This window comes from Sporolactobacillus kofuensis (assembly GCF_024125425.1).
Taxonomy (GTDB): domain Bacteria; phylum Bacillota; class Bacilli; order Bacillales; family Sporolactobacillaceae; genus Sporolactobacillus; species Sporolactobacillus kofuensis.
Window position 1 is genome coordinate 1 of sequence record NZ_JAMXWN010000023.1, and the last position, 18,839, is coordinate 18,839.

13 protein-coding genes are annotated in these 18,839 nt (G+C 41.8%); 8 read left to right on the top strand and 5 right to left on the bottom strand.

Annotated features, from left to right (window positions below):
- Window positions 1-2,494 (top strand): SbcC/MukB-like Walker B domain-containing protein (locus NIE32_RS13520; RefSeq protein ID WP_253077421.1); only part of this gene is annotated, 2,494 nt, incomplete at its 5' end.
- Window positions 2,495-2,689: 195 nt separating this feature from the next.
- Here the strand turns inward: NIE32_RS13520 and NIE32_RS13525 are convergent.
- Complete coding sequence (locus tag NIE32_RS13525) at window positions 2,690-3,316, bottom strand: response regulator (protein ID WP_253077422.1); 627 nt, start codon at window positions 3,314-3,316, stop codon at window positions 2,690-2,692.
- Window positions 3,313-4,386, bottom strand: a complete 1,074-nt coding sequence (locus NIE32_RS13530) for a sensor histidine kinase (RefSeq protein WP_253077423.1) — start codon at window positions 4,384-4,386, stop codon at window positions 3,313-3,315. The genes NIE32_RS13525 and NIE32_RS13530 overlap by 4 nt, the downstream gene beginning before the upstream one ends.
- A gap of 180 nt (window positions 4,387-4,566) precedes the next feature.
- Here NIE32_RS13530 and NIE32_RS13535 point away from each other — a divergent pair, with 180 nt between their 5' ends.
- From NIE32_RS13535 to NIE32_RS13555, 5 genes are all read left to right on the top strand, one after another.
- Window positions 4,567-5,499 (top strand): ABC transporter ATP-binding protein, encoded by a 933-nt coding sequence (locus tag NIE32_RS13535; protein ID WP_253077424.1) that lies wholly within the window; start codon window positions 4,567-4,569, stop codon window positions 5,497-5,499.
- 13 nt (window positions 5,500-5,512) lie between these two features.
- A complete protein-coding gene (locus NIE32_RS13540) occupies window positions 5,513-6,658 on the top strand; it encodes an ABC transporter permease (RefSeq protein WP_253077425.1) in 1,146 nt (381 codons plus the stop codon).
- Window positions 6,645-7,811, top strand: a complete 1,167-nt coding sequence (locus NIE32_RS13545; RefSeq protein WP_253077426.1) for an ABC transporter permease — start codon at window positions 6,645-6,647, stop codon at window positions 7,809-7,811. Before NIE32_RS13540 ends, NIE32_RS13545 begins: the two co-directional genes overlap by 14 nt.
- 44 nt (window positions 7,812-7,855) lie before the next feature.
- Entirely contained in the window at window positions 7,856-8,332 is a 477-nt protein-coding gene (locus tag NIE32_RS13550) for a hypothetical protein (RefSeq protein WP_253077427.1), read from the top strand.
- Window positions 8,333-8,530: 198 nt separating this feature from the next.
- On the top strand, window positions 8,531-11,749 hold the full coding sequence (locus NIE32_RS13555; RefSeq protein ID WP_253077428.1) for an efflux RND transporter permease subunit: 3,219 nt from the start codon (window positions 8,531-8,533) through the stop codon (window positions 11,747-11,749).
- 278 nt (window positions 11,750-12,027) lie between these two features.
- Here the strand turns inward: NIE32_RS13555 and NIE32_RS13560 are convergent, their stop codons facing one another.
- Window positions 12,028-12,585: a hypothetical protein gene (locus tag NIE32_RS13560; protein ID WP_253077429.1), complete on the bottom strand. Its 558-nt coding sequence runs from the start codon at window positions 12,583-12,585 to the stop codon at window positions 12,028-12,030.
- A gap of 187 nt (window positions 12,586-12,772) precedes the next feature.
- Between NIE32_RS13560 and NIE32_RS13565 the strand changes: the two genes are divergently transcribed.
- On the top strand, window positions 12,773-13,627 hold the full coding sequence (locus tag NIE32_RS13565; protein WP_253077430.1) for a YitT family protein: 855 nt from the start codon (window positions 12,773-12,775) through the stop codon (window positions 13,625-13,627).
- Window positions 13,628-13,815: 188 nt separating this feature from the next.
- Here the strand turns inward: NIE32_RS13565 and NIE32_RS13570 are convergent, their stop codons facing one another.
- A complete protein-coding gene (locus NIE32_RS13570; protein WP_253077431.1) occupies window positions 13,816-14,415 on the bottom strand; it encodes a lysozyme family protein in 600 nt (199 codons plus the stop codon).
- Between the two features lie 290 nt (window positions 14,416-14,705).
- On the opposite strand from NIE32_RS13570, the gene asnB reads away from it, so the two are divergent.
- Window positions 14,706-16,556 (top strand): asparagine synthase (glutamine-hydrolyzing), encoded by a 1,851-nt coding sequence (gene asnB, locus NIE32_RS13575; RefSeq protein WP_253077432.1) that lies wholly within the window; start codon window positions 14,706-14,708, stop codon window positions 16,554-16,556.
- A 54-nt stretch (window positions 16,557-16,610) separates the two neighbouring features.
- On the opposite strand, the gene NIE32_RS13580 is transcribed toward asnB, so the two are convergent.
- Window positions 16,611-18,521: a S53 family peptidase gene (locus NIE32_RS13580; protein WP_253077433.1), complete on the bottom strand. Its 1,911-nt coding sequence runs from the start codon at window positions 18,519-18,521 to the stop codon at window positions 16,611-16,613.
- Between the last annotated feature and the right edge of the window lie 318 nt (window positions 18,522-18,839).

The following is an 18,839-nucleotide window of genomic DNA, read 5'->3' on the forward strand; positions in this document are numbered from 1 at the left end:
AGCATCTCAACACTTTAAAGAAGTAGAGCGGTTATTTCTCCACGAAAAAGTTGAGATGGAGATGGCGAAACAGAAGAGTGAACATGCAAAGAAAAGCATGGAACTTCAACTCCCGAAACTGGATGCTGACAAGCAGAGACTGCTTCAAGGGCTATCAATACAGAAGCAATTCATGCAAGAACAAGAGACCTTTCGTTCGCTTCAGGCGCAGAGCAAAACATTAGAAAAGAAACTGGACACAGCGAGAACGAACGTGGAAAAAGAGCAGAATGATCGAGATAAAATGAAGCAAGAGATTGAGGTAAAGGAAAGTGATTTGCAATCACTAGAGGTTGCAAGTCATTATCGTTCACTGGTGCAACAAGCGTTGCAGGAAAAGAAAGAAATTGACATTTTGACGAACTATCTTGATGAGAAGCGCGTTGAGTGGAAACATATGCGTGACCATCGGCAAAAATGTGTAAACGATCTCGAGCAACTGCATCAAAAACAAGCATTAGCCGATAAAAAATCAGTGACTCTATTTCAAAAAAATCTATCAATTTACAACCAAGCACTCAATACAAGTCAATTTATTCGATCTGCACAAGCATTCGTTGACGTGCAACGCGAAAAAATTGAAAAAGCGCGGGAAGAAACATTTCGACATAATCTATCCCTTAAACTAGTCAAAGAGTTAGTTGAAGGTCAGCCGTGTCCGGTTTGTGGTGCCTTGCATCACCCCAATCCGGCAATCAATGAAACGGAACCCATTTCTGAGGATAAGCTCAATAATAAAAAAAACGCGTACCTAAACGCGACTGATTTCTTGAATCGGCAGCAACAGGAAATAAGGATTTGTATTGGCCAGTTAGAACAGCACGCTCGATTATTACAAAGCCCTAAGTTCGAACGCATGAGCAAATTGAAAATGATTCACGATGCTGAGCTTTCTGTTGACTTTGATGAATGGGAAAAAACAGGCTTAGCTCAGGTACTTGACCAAATTGAACGACGAGTCAGAGAAGAAAAACAAGATCAATTGCAGATCGTTGACCAGTTAAATGAAGATATGGAACACGTGAGACATATGGAATCCGCGCAGTCTTCACTCAAAGCGGAAGCTGCTCTATACGCAGAAAAAATGTCAAATCTTGAAGAACAAGCAACAGCAAAAAAAAACGAGCGTGATGAAAGAATGCGCAACTGGTCAAGTGCATTTCCTGCGTTTGGCCAGGTAGAAGAAGAGTCACGAAAAATAAATAAATTTGATCAACAGGCAGATCAGATACGCCAAAAAATACAAGAAATGAAAAAGTTGATCACCCAATCTGAGCGACAATTGGCAGAAGATCAGTTGAGTTTGCATACACTTGAGGGGAAGTGGAGTGAAGGACAAGGCCGTCTGAAAGTTTCAGAGACAACAATGGAACAGTTAAATAAGCAACTGCAGGTGTTTGAACTTAAAGTAGAGATGCCTATGGCGCAAATGATCAGTGATCGTGAACAATCAATAAATCAACTGAAGAAAGACTATGAATTGAGTGAAAATGCTGCGCAAACGGCTCTTGAAAACTATCATTCTGCGGACAAAAACTATACGAATGCCGGTGATCGTCTTACACGCTCAGAAAAGATGCATCAGTCTGCAAGCACCAAATGGGAAGAGCGACTTGATGATTCTCAGTTTGGAAATCGAGAGGACGTACTCGGATGCCATCTACATGCCCACGAACGGATCAAATTCAAAGAACAATTAACGGACTATGAAGAACAAAAAATGAGGCTTCTCACGGAAGTACATGCTCTATCTGAAAAGCTCGGTGATCGATCCATTTCGGAGGTTCAGCTTAGAGAAGCTCGGAATCAATATACGACGCTGAGCGATCAGGTACAGGCATTGATCGAACGCTTTGGTGCCGCGATGAAGGAACGCGAAACATTAGAACGGAATCATGAATTATTTCGAGAACTCGAGTTGGCACGCAAGAGAAATCAAAAAGCGTCGGATCAGTTTGATAAACTTCAGCGTGTGTTCCGCGGCAATGCATTTGTTGAATTTGTAGCTGAAGAACAGCTTCAACAGGTCTGTATCGCTGCCTCAAAACGATTGGGTGAATTAACACATGACCGTTATGTATTAGAAGTAGATGAGCAAGGCGGGTTTATTATTAGGGATGATGGGAACGGTGGTGTGCGCCGACCGGTTTCTTCGTTATCAGGTGGAGAAACATTTCTCACGTCACTTGCACTAGCGCTCTCGTTGTCTGAGCAAATACAGCTTCGCGGCAATGTTCCGCTTCAATTTTTCTTTCTGGATGAAGGGTTTGGTTCGTTAGATCCTGACTTATTAGATACAGTAGTCACAGCATTAGAAAAGCTTCATATGAGGAGACTTGCTATCGGTGTGATTAGTCATGTTCCCGAAATGCGCGAACGGTTGCCGAGACGGTTGATTGTTACGCCTGCGTTGCCATCAGGGCATGGCAGCAGAGTGCAAATGGAGATGCTCTAAATTTTATAAAAATGAACTTTATCGACCTTATACATGATTTAACGAATCATCCGTGTCTACCGATGGTTCGTTTTTTTTAGTAGAGATGTGAGACGCCTGCTTCAAGCGAGCAATCGAAGTACAATCGAAGCAAATTAAGGACCGGACAAGTTTTTGACCAGTTTTCCTTGTACCCCAAGATGTATGTTGCTTCGATTAGAATGTGTTCTGTTTGTAGTAGAAAATAGCAAGCTGCGTACGATCACGGAGATTCAGCTTTTCAAGAATGATACTCATGTAATTGCGCACAGTTCCTTCACTAAGAAAGAGCGCTTGTGCGATTTCACGGTTTGACTCTCCTTCTGCAACATGGCAAATGATCGCAATCTCGCGTTTGCTCAAATCAAACTGACTAAAATTCGGTTGATCGTTCTGTTTCATAAGAGACGGAATTTTGTTGATCACGGCATCACCGAATACGCGTTGGCCGCTAAATACAGCTTTTATCGCCGGCACAATACTTTCAAAATTCTGCTTCAAGATATAGCCTTTAGCACCAATACGAAGCGCTTCAACGATATATTCATCATCCGAAAAGGTGGTGAGAAATAATATTTTTGCTGCTTTATCTTCTGAAAGTAGGACCTTTGCTACGTCAATACCTGTCATTCCTTCCATACGAATATCAATTAAGAGAATGTCAGGGTGGAGATTGTGATAAAGGTCAATTGCTTGAGCCCCGTTATCTGCAACACCAATCACACGGATCGTGGTGTCTGCTTCGAGTATGGTCTTCAAGGAAGCTGAAACGAGTGAATCGTCATCAACGATTAATAGATTCATAGAATTTTGTTCTCCTTTGGAATCGTGATAAATAATTCAAAACCTTTGTCTATCCCGATGTGGAGCAATCCATGAAAAGCTTCCACACGATCATTAATATTCTTCAATCCAATCCCGTTATCCGGATTATAGTTGTGGACATGTCCATTGTCAGAAACAATTAATTGAAAGAAAGCTGGATGTTCTCTAAAGGTAATCGATGCCTGGGAAGCATTGGAGTGCCGAACAATGTTTGCGAGCGCTTCTTTCACAATGGAGACAAATGCATAGCTTACTTTGCTGTTGGGTGGATGTTGAATCGAATAATCAAAAGTGATTGGACAGAACGTAAATGCTTTGACCAGCTCATTAAGTTGCAAGTGCATATTAAAAGAATGGTCATGAAGATCATGTACACTGATCCGTATGCTATTCATCGCTTGTGTTAGTGTTTCCTTTAAAGTGTTTAGGGACTCATTTGTTTTTTGATCCCGGCTAATCGTGAGCATTGCACCGATTTGCAGAAGTGCTCTTGATAAAAGATGCCCAACATTATCATGAATTTCCCGGGCAATACGGTTTCGTTCATCAAGCGTCGCTAACGTAACCTGATCGTCTTGATTTTTGATCAGCTCCTGATTCTGTTGTTTTAACTGTCTTGCTAATTCTTTCGTTGTGTCACGTAAATCATAAAAATTGATTTTTATTCGTTCAAATGCGGCAGTTCGGTATTTAAGCACAAACAGGAAGATCACAAGTACAGCTAGAGCGGCATTGATAGGCGCATTGCTTTGTTGCATAAATCGGACGAGTGATGCACAGGCAAATAGACCAATCCATTGAGCACGCGTAAAGAGCAGATCATAACAAAGAAGTGGAAGAAAGAGACATAGAGCAGGTAAAAACAGACTGCAAAGGACAAAGCCGGCAGTTAGAATCAGACGTTTTTTTAGTTTATCAAAGTAGCTAAGCAGACAGGTGAAGATGACCGTAATGATTACCGGGATGACATCAGCTGAAAAATGAGAAATAGTGAGATAGATGATCATGCTGCTTGCAAATAAAAGTAGTTTATCAATGAAAAGGTTCATAAATACGCATCCGTTTTTTTGGCAAATGCCGTTTATAATTTTATTTAAACATTTTTTCTGTACGGATACAACGCATTGTGAATGTGTTGACATTTGTCATGATTATTCGTGATTGGTATCACTTACGAGAAATGCTTCAAACAAGCTACAATAACAGAAGACGGAAAGGAGATGGTTCAAATGATCATCCAAGTGAAGAATTTAGTGAAAAGGTACGGTGATCTTGTTGCGCTCGATCATTTATCTTTCAACGTCAAGGAAGGCGAAATCGTTGGTTTGCTTGGACCCAATGGTTCAGGAAAAAGTACGGCAATTCATTGTATTCTCTCTTTGCTCAAATACGACAAAGGAGATATTGAGATATTTGGAAAGAAAATGACACCGGATGCGTATGACGTGAAACGAGATATTGGGCTTGTGATGCAAAATGTCGCTGTCTTTGATGAATTGACAGTCTATGAAAATATTAACTATTTTTGCGGGTTATATGTTCGTGACCGAGCAGAACGCAAACGATTGGTTGATGAGGCAATTGCATTTGTAGAATTGGAGGCGTTTAAAAAGTTCTATCCCAAGAAATTAAGTGGTGGTTTGCTTCGAAGGTTGAATATCGCCTGCGGTATTGCTCATAAACCGAAACTCATTATTCTCGATGAGCCGACGGTTGCTGTAGACCCACAAAGTCGAAATAAAATTCTTGAGGGCATTGAACACCTAAATGCTCAAGGGGCAACGATCGTATATACCTCGCACTACATGGAAGAAGTAGAACAGATTTGTTCCCGAATTGTCATTATCGATAAGGGGCGCGTGATTGCTTCAGGTACAAAAGAAGAGCTGAAAGCGATGATCACATTAGGCGAGAAGATTACCGTTGAGGTATTCACGATTGAAGAAGATCAATTGAGGGTTTTGCGTGAACAACCAGGGATCATGTCGGTCGATTATGTGAGCAAACAATTGATCATTAAATCAGATAAAGGAAACAACAATCTTGAAATTGTGCTGGAATTTCTGAAAGCCAATCACATCGGTTTTGGACGCATTTATTCAGAATTGCCGACATTAAATGATGTGTTTCTTGAAATCACCGGCAAACAACTGCGTGATTGAAGGAGTGGGCACTATGTTCATACATGTCTTTATTTATCGCTTTAAATGCTTAATCAGAGATCGGCAGATGGTTTTTTGGACACTGCTTTTTCCATTGTTGTTGGCAACGTTCTTCTACATGGCATTCATTAACCTCAATAGTGATGAAACCTTTCGCCCCATTCATGCAGGAGTTATAAGTAATGCTGCCTATCAACAAGATCAGTCCTTTAGATCCGTTTTGACAGATGTTTCTAAAGGAGAAGACAGACTTTTTAATTTAAAAGTTGCTTCTTCAAAAGAAAAAGCGGACCAATGGCTGAAATCAAATCGAATTCAAGGTTATTATTTTATTTCAGGGAAGGAATTGCACTTGACGGTAAAAGGATCTGGAATGGATCAAAGTATCATGAAAAGTTTTGCCGATCAATATCGCCATGATCACATTGCCGTAGAAGATATTCTTCAAACCAACCCCTTGGCATTGAACCATGGATTGATGGCGGATGTAAGCAATCATCAGAGCTTTGTCAAAGAGACATCCGGTGGAAGTGCGGAACCGAACAATATACTCAATTACTTTTACTCATTGATTGCAATGGCTTGTCTGTATGGAAGTTTCTGGGGAATGAAAGAAATCATCGATATACAGGCTGATCTATCGGATCGTGCTGCGCGAATCAATGTTGCTCCCATACACAAATTAAATGCTTTTCTAGCAGGAAGTTGCGCTGCCTTAGTCATCCTTTTTACGGAGATCCTTATTTTGCTCGCATATCTTCACTTTGGATTGAAGATCAATTTCGGCAATCGGGCAGGTTACGTCCTATTGACAGCATTTATTGGAAGTGTGCTCGGTTTATCTTTTGGGGCTTTTGTGAGCGCAGCGGTCAAAAAAGGCGAAGGCGTAAAAACTGCGATTCTCATGGCTGTTTCGATGGGCGGTTCTTTTCTTTCGGGCATGATGGTCATGAATATGAAATATTTGGTGGCGGAATATGTGCCGCTACTTGCCTGGATTAATCCGGTGAATTTATTGACCGATGCGTTTTACTCGCTTTATTATTACGACTCACTCCAACGGTATGCATTGAATATGGGGATGATGTGCGCATTTATCGTTCTGTTTTGTGCAGGCACCTACCAGATTGTCCGGAGGTGGAACTATGCCAGTCTTTAATTTATGTTTAAAAATCATACGCAAAAATTGGATTTCGATCTCTATCTATCTTGCTATTTTTCTCGTGATCTCCGTGCTCTTGTCAACAAATAGTGCACCCAAGGAAACACATAATTTTTCACAAGAAAAAGCGAAACTTGTGTTTATTTCAAAGGATCATACCCCACTGACAGAAGGATTTCGAAAAGAATTGGCGAAAAGTGCAACCTTTGTAAAGATCCCCGACAACACTGAAAAACTGCAGGATGCGTTGTTCTTTCGCCAGGCGACCTATATTTTGCGTATTCCAAAAGGGTTTACAGAAAATGTGTTAAATGGCGGATCAATGCAACTGGAAAAAACAATTGTGCCTAATTCCGCCGAAAATGCTTACGTTGATCTAAGTGTTAATCAATATTGGCGTTTGGCTAAATTATACGCAAAACATGAACCTCAGCTCAGTGAGAAACAGCTTGCCGACAAATTGAGTGCTAATTTTTCGCATAACACGCCCATTGAGATGAAAGCACAAATTCGAGCAAAAACTGATCAAGGGTTTTCCATGTATTATTTTAATTTTCTTGCCTATACCTTGTCGGCCGTGCTCATTCTGGGTATCTCAACCGTAATGATTGTCTTTAATAAAAATGACCTAAGAAGACGTAATTTCTGCTCTCCAGTGCATGCAAGCAGCATCAATAGTCAGATGATCTTAGCAAACCTTTTATTCGCAGCAATCTCATGGGTGATTTTGGTTGGATTCTGTTTCATCTTTGATTCCAAAAATATTATGACGCCAAATATGATTTATTTTCTTCTTAATTCTGCTGTATTTACGTTATGTATCTCATGTATCAGCTATTTGATTGGCAATCTCCTGGGAAATCTTAGAAACATGTCGGCCGTATGTAATGTGGTGACGCTTGGTCCATGCTTTATTAGTGGTGTGTTTGTCCCTCAGCAATTCTTAGGTGAAACAATTCTTAAAATTGCACGGTTTACACCAACTTACTGGTATGTACAGGCGAATGATGAAATTTCACAATTAACGCGATTTACATGGACCGATCTTTCTCCTGTATTTTATAATATAGCCGTTTTGATTGGCTTTTCACTTGCTTTCTTAGCACTGTCGCTTGTCGTTGGCAAACGAAAAAGATTGACGGATAGATAGGATCTAATCATGGGTATGAGTAAAAGAGAATGGGAGGGCTATTTATGATTCATCAGGTTCACAAAAAGCCTGCGTTTTGCTCTATTTTAATTCTTTTGCAAGGTATTCTAGGCTTGGGTGCACTCATTGGCGGTGGGGCTTTAATCATCTCTCCAGACGGTACACTTATTCAGATGCCGATCTCTCTATTAAAGTATAGTCCATTTTCCAATTTCCTCATTCCTGGCTTGATTTTATTCTTCATCCTAGGGGTTTATCCGGCTATCGTTACCTTTTCACTTATCTATGAAAAACCGTTACCGTTTGTAACAACGTTAAATTTTGATCAATCCATGTATTGGGGCTGGAGTCATTCGCTATATATAGGTTTTATCCTAATTCTTTGGATTACGATTGAAATGTACCTTATTCGAGGCATTGGGTTTGTACATGTGCTTTATATCATACTGGGTTTGTCTATTCTTGCTGTTGCATTAATACCTTCGGTGAGAAAGTACTACGATGTATCAAAAAATACTTAACTTTTAACAGTGTTCATTTTCTGTTCATGTTTCTTTATTAGCATAGAATTCAGGTGTTGAAGCAACTAAGACTTAAGACGTAAAGAAATTACGGCTAGAGTTACTGTAAAATTTTCAATGCTTTGTATAAAATGGATAACGAAAAGATTTTTACTTTCGTAAGTCGGTATTACAGTATTTAAAAGGAGCGTTGTCTAGGTGCGAAAAATTATTTCTTTCTCAATGAAGAATAAGCTGGCGGTATGGCTACTTACATTAGTTGTCATTATCGGCGGCATCTATGCCGGAACCAACATGAAAATGGAAACCATGCCGAGTTTCACGATCCCGGTTGTGAGTGTATCCACCATGTACCAGGGTGCGGCACCGAATGAAATCGATGACAGCGTGACACAGCCGATCGAGCAGAAGCTTCAGGCACTACCAGGTGTTCAAAACGTAAGTTCGACCTCATCAACGGGTATGTCCTCAGTTGTTGTTGAATATGATTATGACCAAGACATGGATAAAGCGGTCAATGATATTAAGGAAGCTGTTGACCAGGTCAGTCTGCCGGATCAAGCCCAAAAGCCTAATGTGATGCGGATCAGCATGAATGCAATGCCTGTATACAGTTTGAGCGTTTCCGCAAAGCACTTATCACTGGGCAAGCTGAGTGATCGTGTTGAAAACGATCTGTTACCAGAAGTTGAAAGTGTTGACGGTGTTTCTTCTGTTACTCTATCCGGTCAGCAGAAAGAGGATATCCAAATTTCATTTAAAGCGAATCAATTAAAGAAATATGGACTTACTCAAGATAACGTAGTTAATTTAATTAAGGGAAATAATGTGTCCACGCCGCTTGGCCTTTACACGATTGACAAAAGTCAGAAATCAGTTGTCGTCAGTGGGAATATTCATTCCCTAGCGGATTTGAAGAACATGCGTATTCCTTATACACCACAAGTTGGAACAGCAGCACAGTCCGCACAAACGCAAACCAGCATGCAATCTTCTGCAATGCAGCAAAACGCGCAGAATCAGGGGCAGAGTTCTGCAGCCAATGGCCCATCAGCAACCGGAAATTCAGCGCTCGCATCGGTTAAATTACCGACCATCCAATTATCTGATGTTGCTGATGTCCAGCTGCAAAAGAAAGCAGAGTCGATTTCAAGAACGAATGGCGAACTTTCCATTGGACTCTCCGTTGTAAAAGGGGAGGATGCAAACACTGTTGACGTCGTAAATGGTGTGAAAAATAAAATTGCAACCTTTAAGAAGAATTATCCACAGATTCATACGGAAGCAATGCTTGATCAAGGCAAGCCGATTCAACAATCTGTGAGTACGATGCTTGAGAAGGCGATATTCGGTGCGCTCTTCGCGATGCTTGTCATCCTTCTCTTCCTAAGAAACATTCGTACGACGCTCATTTCAGTGGTGTCAATCCCACTTTCACTGCTCATTGCGCTTATTCTGCTGAAACAGATGGATGTGACCTTGAATATTATGACCCTTGGTGCGATGACAATCGCCATAGGCCGAGTAGTTGACGACTCCATAGTGGTCATTGAAAACATCTACCGGCGAATGTCGTTATCAGACGAAAAATTAAAAGGGACTGAATTGATTCGAGAAGCAACGCATGAAATGTTCATCCCGATTCTCTCTTCAACGATTGTAACGATTGCTGTATTCCTTCCAATGGCGCTTGTAACCGGAATTATCGGACAAATATTCTTGCCATTTGCATTGACGATCGTTTTCTCGCTGCTTGCTTCGTTGCTTGTAGCGATCACACTTGTTCCTATGCTTTCCAGCAGTATGTTTAAGAAGGGGCTAAAAAAGAAAACGCATAGTGAGGAGAGACCGGGGCGGTTAGCTTCCATATATCGCAAGCTTTTAAATGGGGCACTGAATCATAAATTACTGGTATTCGGTTCAGCAATGATCATTTTTGTCGCAAGTCTGTTCTTGGTTCCGCATATTGGTGCGAGCTTTATGCCGAATGATTCAGAAAAACAAATCATCCTCACATACAATCCGGATCCGGGTCAGACAGTTGGTGGTACGAAGAAGGTTGCGCTTCAAGCGGAGAAATACTTAGAGTCCAATAAGAATATGGAGAAAATCCAATACTCCATTGGTGGTTCCAGTTCTACTGCAATGTTCCAGTCTTCAGATAATCAGGCATTGTTTTTTGTCTCCTACAAAACAAGCACACCAAACTTTGATAAGCTGCAACAAAAGGTGCTTGATGAACTCAACAACGAAAGCAGTCATGGACAGTGGAAGTTCCAGGACTTCGGTTCTGGATCAAGTTCGAACACGTTAACATTGTATGTGTACGGTGATACACTTAACCAACTTCGTCCTGTGACTAATCGTGTCTTGAAGGTTGTAAAGAACGACAAAAACTTTACGCAAGCAGATTCCAGTCTGTCGAAATCTTTTGATCAATATACCATTGCTGCTGACCAGAAAAAGTTAGGTCAGAATGGCATTGCAGCTGGTCAGATTGCCCAGTCATTGCTCAGTTCAAGTAGTACCGCGAACAATCAGGCGATGACAACAATTAAACGTAATGGTGACGATCTGAATGTCTATCTCAAATCGGCCAATGACACAAACTTGGATTCGGTTAACGATCTTACAGACAAGACAGTAACATCTGCAACCGGTCAACAAGTTAAAGTGAGTGATCTTGCAAAAGTTAATAAGGGCATTGCGCCGCAATCCATCACAAAACGTGACGGCAAGTTGTATGCGGAAATTACGGCTAAAGTGTCCGCTAAAAATGTTTCTGGAGCGACAACAGATCTACAGAAAAAAATTGATCAGTTAAATCTTCCAGATGGCGCTAGCGTCTCATTCTCTGGTGTTACAGAACAAATGAATGATTCCTTTAGTCAATTAGGGATGGCTATGTTGGCTGCGATCATTATTGTCTATTTCATCCTTGTTGTGACGTTCGGCGGAGGCTTGGCACCGTTTGCCATTCTCTTCTCATTGCCGTTTGCGATCATTGGCAGCTTGGTGGCGCTTCTAATTAGTGGGGAAACCATCAGCGTATCCTCCATGATTGGTGCCCTCATGTTGATTGGGATTGTCATTACAAATGCCGTCGTACTCATCGATCGAGTGATTCATAAGGAAAACAACGGCCTAAGCACTCGAGAAGCAATGCTTGAAGCTGCAGGTACACGTATTCGACCGATCTTGATGACGGCCATTGCAACAATTTGTGCTTTGATCCCACTGGCAATCGGTATGGAAGGCAGCGGTGGTTTGATCTCGAAAGGACTCGCGGTAACAGTTATTGGCGGGATTACCAGTTCAACGATTCTGACACTGTTCATTGTGCCCATTGTCTATGAGGCTCTAATGAAATTGAAATCTAAATGGACACATAAGAGACGACAAACAGCTGAAGATTAAAAGATCAAATAAAAAAAGCTTTGGGTGATCCGAACCCCAAAGCTTTTTTTGCAAGTAAAGAAAGCGTATAAATAATACATGTATCCAATCACAGTGTCTTGGCTGAGATTCAAAAGCGGAGGTGCGTGACCAGCGAGCCAGGCGAGACCCCGCAGGCATTAGCCTGTTCGAGGAGGCTCGGCAAGCGATTAACCGAAGGTTGAATCAGCATCAAAAAGACACAATCCGATGGCATATGGTCGGCGATTAAAGACCAGGAACATCAGGTTTTTCTTGTGTTAATTCATGTCTTCATTTTTCAACTTTTTTGCTAAATGTTGATTGGAAATTTGAATGTGATGGTCTATTTTTTTCAAGGATTGGATAATCTCTGATCGATCATTCCTTCTCAAAGCGTTTCTCAGATCACGGATCGCCCTATGATGTTGACTATAGCCATGGGTGTTGAAAAGTTGTTCAATTTTTTGCTTTGCTTCTTGTTTCGATAATTTGCCTAGCTTCACTTGTTGCTCGATTGCTTTGAGTTGTCCGGCATTTTCTTTAAGAATTTGCTCTCGTTTCTTCATGCACGCTTCTCGATGCCGTTGAAAGTCTCCGCTTTGACGCCATCGGTTCATTAGCTGTCGGTGAGTAGCGAGGTCTTTTTTCATCTGATGCGCGAGAGTGGCCGGAGCATATTGGTCAATAACATGAACAAGCCACTGACGATGTACTGCCTGTTCATTTTTTTGATTGGAATGAGCGTGGTATACTTTGTCCATACAGTGTGCATCGGTTGTGTGAGGGATGAGAATGAGCAGTAAGATGGTAAGAACGACAAGAATTGACCGTTTCATGATCTAACCTCCGAATAATTTTTTCATAGTTTGCGCATCCGGACGTAAATGATGCAAAGAAAATGTTTGAGTGATGGCTGACTGTGTGGTAATTTGTAAATAATGGATGTTACACCATACAGATAATTCTAGTAAGGGTTATCGATGGATGCTCTTGCAAGGATGTAATGATGAAAGGAACGACACGATGAAAGGAATATCACTTTTTCAAGAATTTAAAGTGTTAACAGTGGTTACCATTGGCGCCTTGTTAAATGCGGCTTCATTAAATATATTTCTTATTCCGGCAAAGGTACTGTCGGGAGGGGTTACAGGTATTGCTCAGTTGATCTCTGCGATGCTTGAGCCGACTTCATTTCACTTAAGTACCGGACTACTGCTCTTAATATTAAATATTCCGGTTGCTTACGCAGGGTGGATTAAGGTGGGCCACCGTTTTACCTTATATAGTTCAATCAGTGTTGTTTTAACCACACTATTTATGGCGATTATTCCGCTACATCCCTTAACGAATGATATCTTGTTAAATGCAGTATTTGGCGGTGTTGTTCAGGCAATTGGTGTTGGACTCACTCTTAAATTCGGTGCATCAAGTGGCGGCATGGATATTATCGCCATGATCTTGACACGAGTGAAAGATCTTCCGATTGGTTCCTATATGTTTGTGCTGAATGGCGTTATTATTCTTGCAGCTGGATTCTTGTTTGGCTGGCGTCGTGCACTTTATACGTTGCTGCAATTATACGTCAGCATTCGTGTTGTTGATGCCATTCATACGAGCTATGTGAAATTGACCGCATGGGTGGTAACGGATCATGCGCATGAACTTCAACAAGCGATCTCAGCACAAGTATACCGTGGCATTACGGTATTTCCTGCAAGGGGCGGTTACACGAATAAAGACAAAGAAGTACTGATGATTGTATTTACTCGATATGAATTGTATCGATTAAAGCAAATCATTAAAGAGGTTGATCCTCGTGCATTCACCAATATTGTCGAAACAACGGATGTGTTTGGATTATTTGCTCGAAAGAAATAATTCATCACCAGATCAATTCTATTAGATTGATCTTGAATAAAGTATGTCGCGGACGATCCGTAAGCTCCTCGGTCAACGCACTGTCTACACTGTCTCACTTGTCCCGTACTCCAACAGGTATTTCGTATCTTTGCTGCATTTTTTATAACAAAGTCCCCTCTAGAAATCGATCTTGAGGGGACTTACATCTAGTCATCGTTTTTCTTTGCTAACTCACGTTTCTGCTTTTCATTCGTGTAGTAGCGCATCACATGATTCACATACTCCGGATCACCATAACTTGTCCAATGTAACGCCTTTGCCTTCTCTTTTGAGAATTGTTGAGCGAGCTGAGGTGTGTACTTGCCTCCATGCAATTTGACATAATCAGAGAATCCAAGACCAAAGTTATAACTTTGGAGAGCGGTTGAAATGTTTCCGTTCGATTTAGTAAGCGCTTTTTTAAAGTATTCAGTCCCGAGTCGGATACTGGTTTCCGGTTTGTTAATCGAGTCTTTTGGTAATCCTTGACTCTCTGAAGCTTGCATTACATCAAGAGCTTTTCCTTTGGACTCCTGCATGGCAATGGCCATGATAAGATCGGTATAGTGTTCAATACCGTTGGCTTTCGCATACTTCGTGATGATTGGTCGATAGTTTTCAACTTCCGGACTGATCACGCGTTTATCATTAAGAAGAGGCACATGGTCCGCTTGTGGGCTATACATGCTTGAAATGATATACAGGAAAACGAAAGAAACTCCGATAAGCAGCAGAGAGGAAACAATGAGTGAACCTATTTTTCGCATTTGTCATCCCTCAGCCTTTAGTACAGATATTCAAAGATTAGCGAATTGTGAACACGAGGTCAAGTAGCGGAATAAATGAAAATAGTCAACGATGCTTCTCGTTTGACGCCAATTGAAGCTCATTTTGTCTCGCTATCTATAATCTTCAAAATAGAAAACTGTTTTTCGACCGTCTTGAAACAATTCAACCCTACTGAGGTAAATTTAGCTTTTTTTCACCTGCCCATCTCTAGTGCATAAGATGACAAAGAGGTTAAGGCCCAATGATACAAGAAAGGGTGACATGCGTAATGTGCGGAATCACAGGCTGGATCGACTGGAATCGAGATTTGCGCGGTGAGGAACGAACCATTGATCAGATGGCACACACGATGGAACATCGTGGTCCGGATGATTTAAATACATGGGTATCGGAACATGCGGCACTTGGTCATGCGCGCCTCGTTGTTGTCGATCCGGAAGGCGGTCGTCAGCCAATGAAAAAAACAGTGGACGGTAACGAGTATGTACTCGTATACAATGGCGAACTTTATAATACTGAGGAGATTCGTTCGGACTTATTGAAAAAGGGGTACACGTTTCACGGACACTCAGATACAGAAGTGCTCCTGACCGCTTATATTGAATGGCGTGAAGACTGTATTGCTCATTTTAACGGAATATTTGCATTCGCCATATGGGATACCCGAAAGAAGCGTTTATTCGGTGCAAGAGATCGATTGGGTGTGAAGCCATTTTTCTATAGTGAGTCCAATGGCAGATTATTATTTGGATCAGAACTTAAGGCAATCTTGAAGCACCCGGAGGTTCGTCCTGAAATTGATCGAGAAGGTCTTTATGAAGTATTTGGTCTTGGACCATCACGAACCCCGGGACATGGTGTTTATCTTGGCATTCATGACTTGCGTCCTGCACATGCGTTCACGTACTCACAAGACGGTTTGAGGATTTGGCGCTATTGGAACGTCAGAAGTGAGGAACATAGGGACGATTTAGCAACTACAATTGACCACTTACGCTTTTTGGTGACCGATGCGGTGAAACGGCAGTTGTTTGCGGATGTCCCGGTTGCCACCTTTTTATCCGGTGGACTTGATTCAAGTGGGATATCTGCGATCGCCTCTGACTATTTTAAAGAACAACATCGCCCGCCTCTGCACACATTCTCCATTGATTATGTCGGAAACGATCAGTATTTTCATACGAGTAAGTTTCAACCGAATAGTGATGCACCATTTATAAGAAAAGTGGCCCAATATCTTGGTACGGTGCATCATGATCTCATTATTACTAATGAACAGCTTGTGTCCTATTTGAAAAAGGCAATCGTGGTTCGTGATATGCCCGGATATGCTGATGTCGATTCTTCATTACTGTGGTTATGTGAGGGGATCAAAAAGGAATTCACGGTCTCGTTATCCGGAGAATGCGCTGATGAAATATTTGGTGGTTATCCGTGGTTTCATAGTCCGGAGACCTCAGCGAAAGAGGGATTTCCATGGATGCGTTCGATTGACGCCCGCCAAAATTTGCTCAATGACAAATGGGGTAGCCGATTGAATTTGAAAGACTATGAAATGCAGCGATTTAATGAGACAGTGGCTGAGACGCCAAGACTTGAAGGGGAATCATCGATTGATGCGAAACGTCGTGAATTGTTCTATCTGAATATGAACTGGTTTATGACTGCATTACTTGATCGAAAAGATCGCATGAGCATGGGGGCGAGTTTAGAGGTACGTGTTCCATTTGCTGATCACCGAATTGTTCAATACATGTGGAATGTGCCGTGGGGAATGAAAATGCTCAATGGTCATGAAAAAGGGATTCTTCGGGAAGCACTGAAAGGTTATCTCCCTGACGAGGTGCTTTACCGAAAGAAAAGTCCATATCCGAAGACGTATCATCCGAAATATACAGAAGCAGTTTCCGGATGGTTGCAAAGAGTCATTGATACGCCGAGTTCGCCATTGCTTGAATTGGTGGATAAACAAAAGCTGCAAGCACTGATTGACACGAAAGGCGACTCCTTTAAAGCGCCATGGTTTGGACAATTGATGTCCGGACCGCAGCTGATCGCCCATATGGCGCAGATGAACGAGTGGCTGGCTACCTACAACGTGAACATTATTGATCGGTGAAATGAAAAAATCCTCCGAAGCATATCTTCGGAGGATTTTTTGCAGGGTATTCAGTTATCGTGAAGGGTTCTCAAAATGATTTGCAAGTGAAGTAAAGTCGATTGTCCCTAGACCGGTACCCTGATTATAGATGGTTCCTTTTGTACCCGTGAAATAAAGATTCGTATTTTCTGTTCCCGTCGTATTTAATGGATGGAACGGTGAATTTTTCTGTTTGGCAAAACGGTAGATTTGGCTGTTCCAGAACCCGATCCGGCTCGTTTGGTTACTGTTCATTAAAGCGGTCAGGCCGGCAAGTTGTGGAGAGACAACACTTGTTCCGCCAAATGTGCTGTAGCCGGAATTTGTTCCGGGAGCATCCGGATCAGACAGGAAGACTTTATAACCTGTGTATGGATCCGCATTCAATGATACATCCGGCATGTTTCTTCCACTTGATCGGCCAGTAACAAGTTTCGGGTCACTCAGAGGCGTTACTGAGCCAAAGTCAGTGCTCGGTTGCCATTGCTGAACAGCTGTGAATCGGTTCACACCGGAAATGCCTCTTTGATAGTTTGGTGTCGCGAACAACTGACTAAATCCGCCACCACCACCGACAAAGTAATAATTTGCCCATCCTGTTGGTGTATTGAGTCCCAGAGAATCAAAATATGGATAGAGGTAGTTCCAACCCCATGCACGTTCGGAGGAAACATTTACTTGAACCCCTGTCCTTGTTGTGTAGGACCAAGGAAGTGTTGTTCCTCCAGCAACAGTAATATAGGGACTGTCCGCTGGGTTATCTACAGCGAGGTTGAAGCTGCCCACATCTCTGCTGGCATCATAAGCTCCGGAATCACCTGCAGAAGCGAACATTGAAATACCTTGAGCTGCTGCTTGTTCAAATAACTGGTTGTAAACGAGTGCGTAGGAAGGGTCTTCAGTTTGATCGTTTACTGCTGTTGAGATCGCTGTTTCACTCAATCCCCAACTTACTGAGATTTGTGAGGCTTTATTGTCATCAATCGCTGTAGCAAAAGCGTTCACAAAGCCGGCATCCGTATTCGGTCCGATATAGACGTTGACGTCTGCTTGTGGTGCCAATGCCCCGGATTGTTCGACGTCAAGTGTTGTTTCTTCATAACCGTCCCAATTTGAACCACCGTCGACTAATTGTTTATGAATACGATCAGATTTTACATCAATGCCTTCCTGTTTCCAAAAGTTATATGCATCATCTGTATTAAAGTCTGCTAATGTTACGATACCAATGGTTTGACCACTACCATTTGCACCTTTGGCATACAGTGGTCCAACATTATACTGTTTGATCAAATCGGAAGGATCCAAATTCAATGGTCCGCCACTCGCATTGGCTGTCATTTTTAAAGGACGTTTCACAGCACGTGGAGTCAATGCCGAATAGTTTGTTAATCCAAGAATGGCAAGAACTTGACGAGCCATGATACGAGGTAATTTCGGGCCTTTTTTGGCTGCGTGAAAGGTGTGGCCTCTGAACTTAGCTTTTTGAAGGTTAACGCTAAACGCACGATTGAAATCACCGGCAGTACCATTCGCTGAAATAACGAGGTGATTCTTATAGACTTTTGTACTAATGTTATAGTGTTTGAGATAACGAGTGAGTGACCGAATGGTCGCGTTTGGCGCACCAAACAGTTTTGAAAATTGATCAGTACTCAGATATTTGTGGTAATATGCGCTACTCGGGTTAACCGAACGGTCAATGTAGGACTGAAGCAAATGCTCATTTTGCATCTTTAAAACAATATCAACGGATACCGGCGTGCTATCCGGCAGATCCCCAAAATAATCTGCTTGCTTAAGAACTGTACTGCTTGTCCCTTGAGTGACCGGTGTTTTTTGTTGGTCGTTATTCCTGTTCGCGGCAAAGGCCGGCAGTGACGCAAAGATGAGCAGGAATGATAAGGCGACAGCAAACATCATTTTGCACCAATTTTTCAACATGTGCGAATCCCCCTTTTTTAAATGTCTCGAACGATGAAGTGATGCTCCCTTTTTTCTATGTATAAACAATTTGATTATACCCTAGATAGATTTATAGTTTAAGAGATATGATTCGAAATTGTTCGATAAAATATCCGTTTAGTATTCTGAAGTCTCGTGAAGAGTACCAAATTTTGGTTCGAAGATCCTTAACTATCGGCAAAAAGTTCAATGCTCATCCATTCTATAAAAAAGAGTAGCTAAGACTCAAAGGATACTATGTAAAAGGGATGAGGTAGGGGTAAGGTGGGAGGAACGTTAAAAGAAAATAGGTTGCGG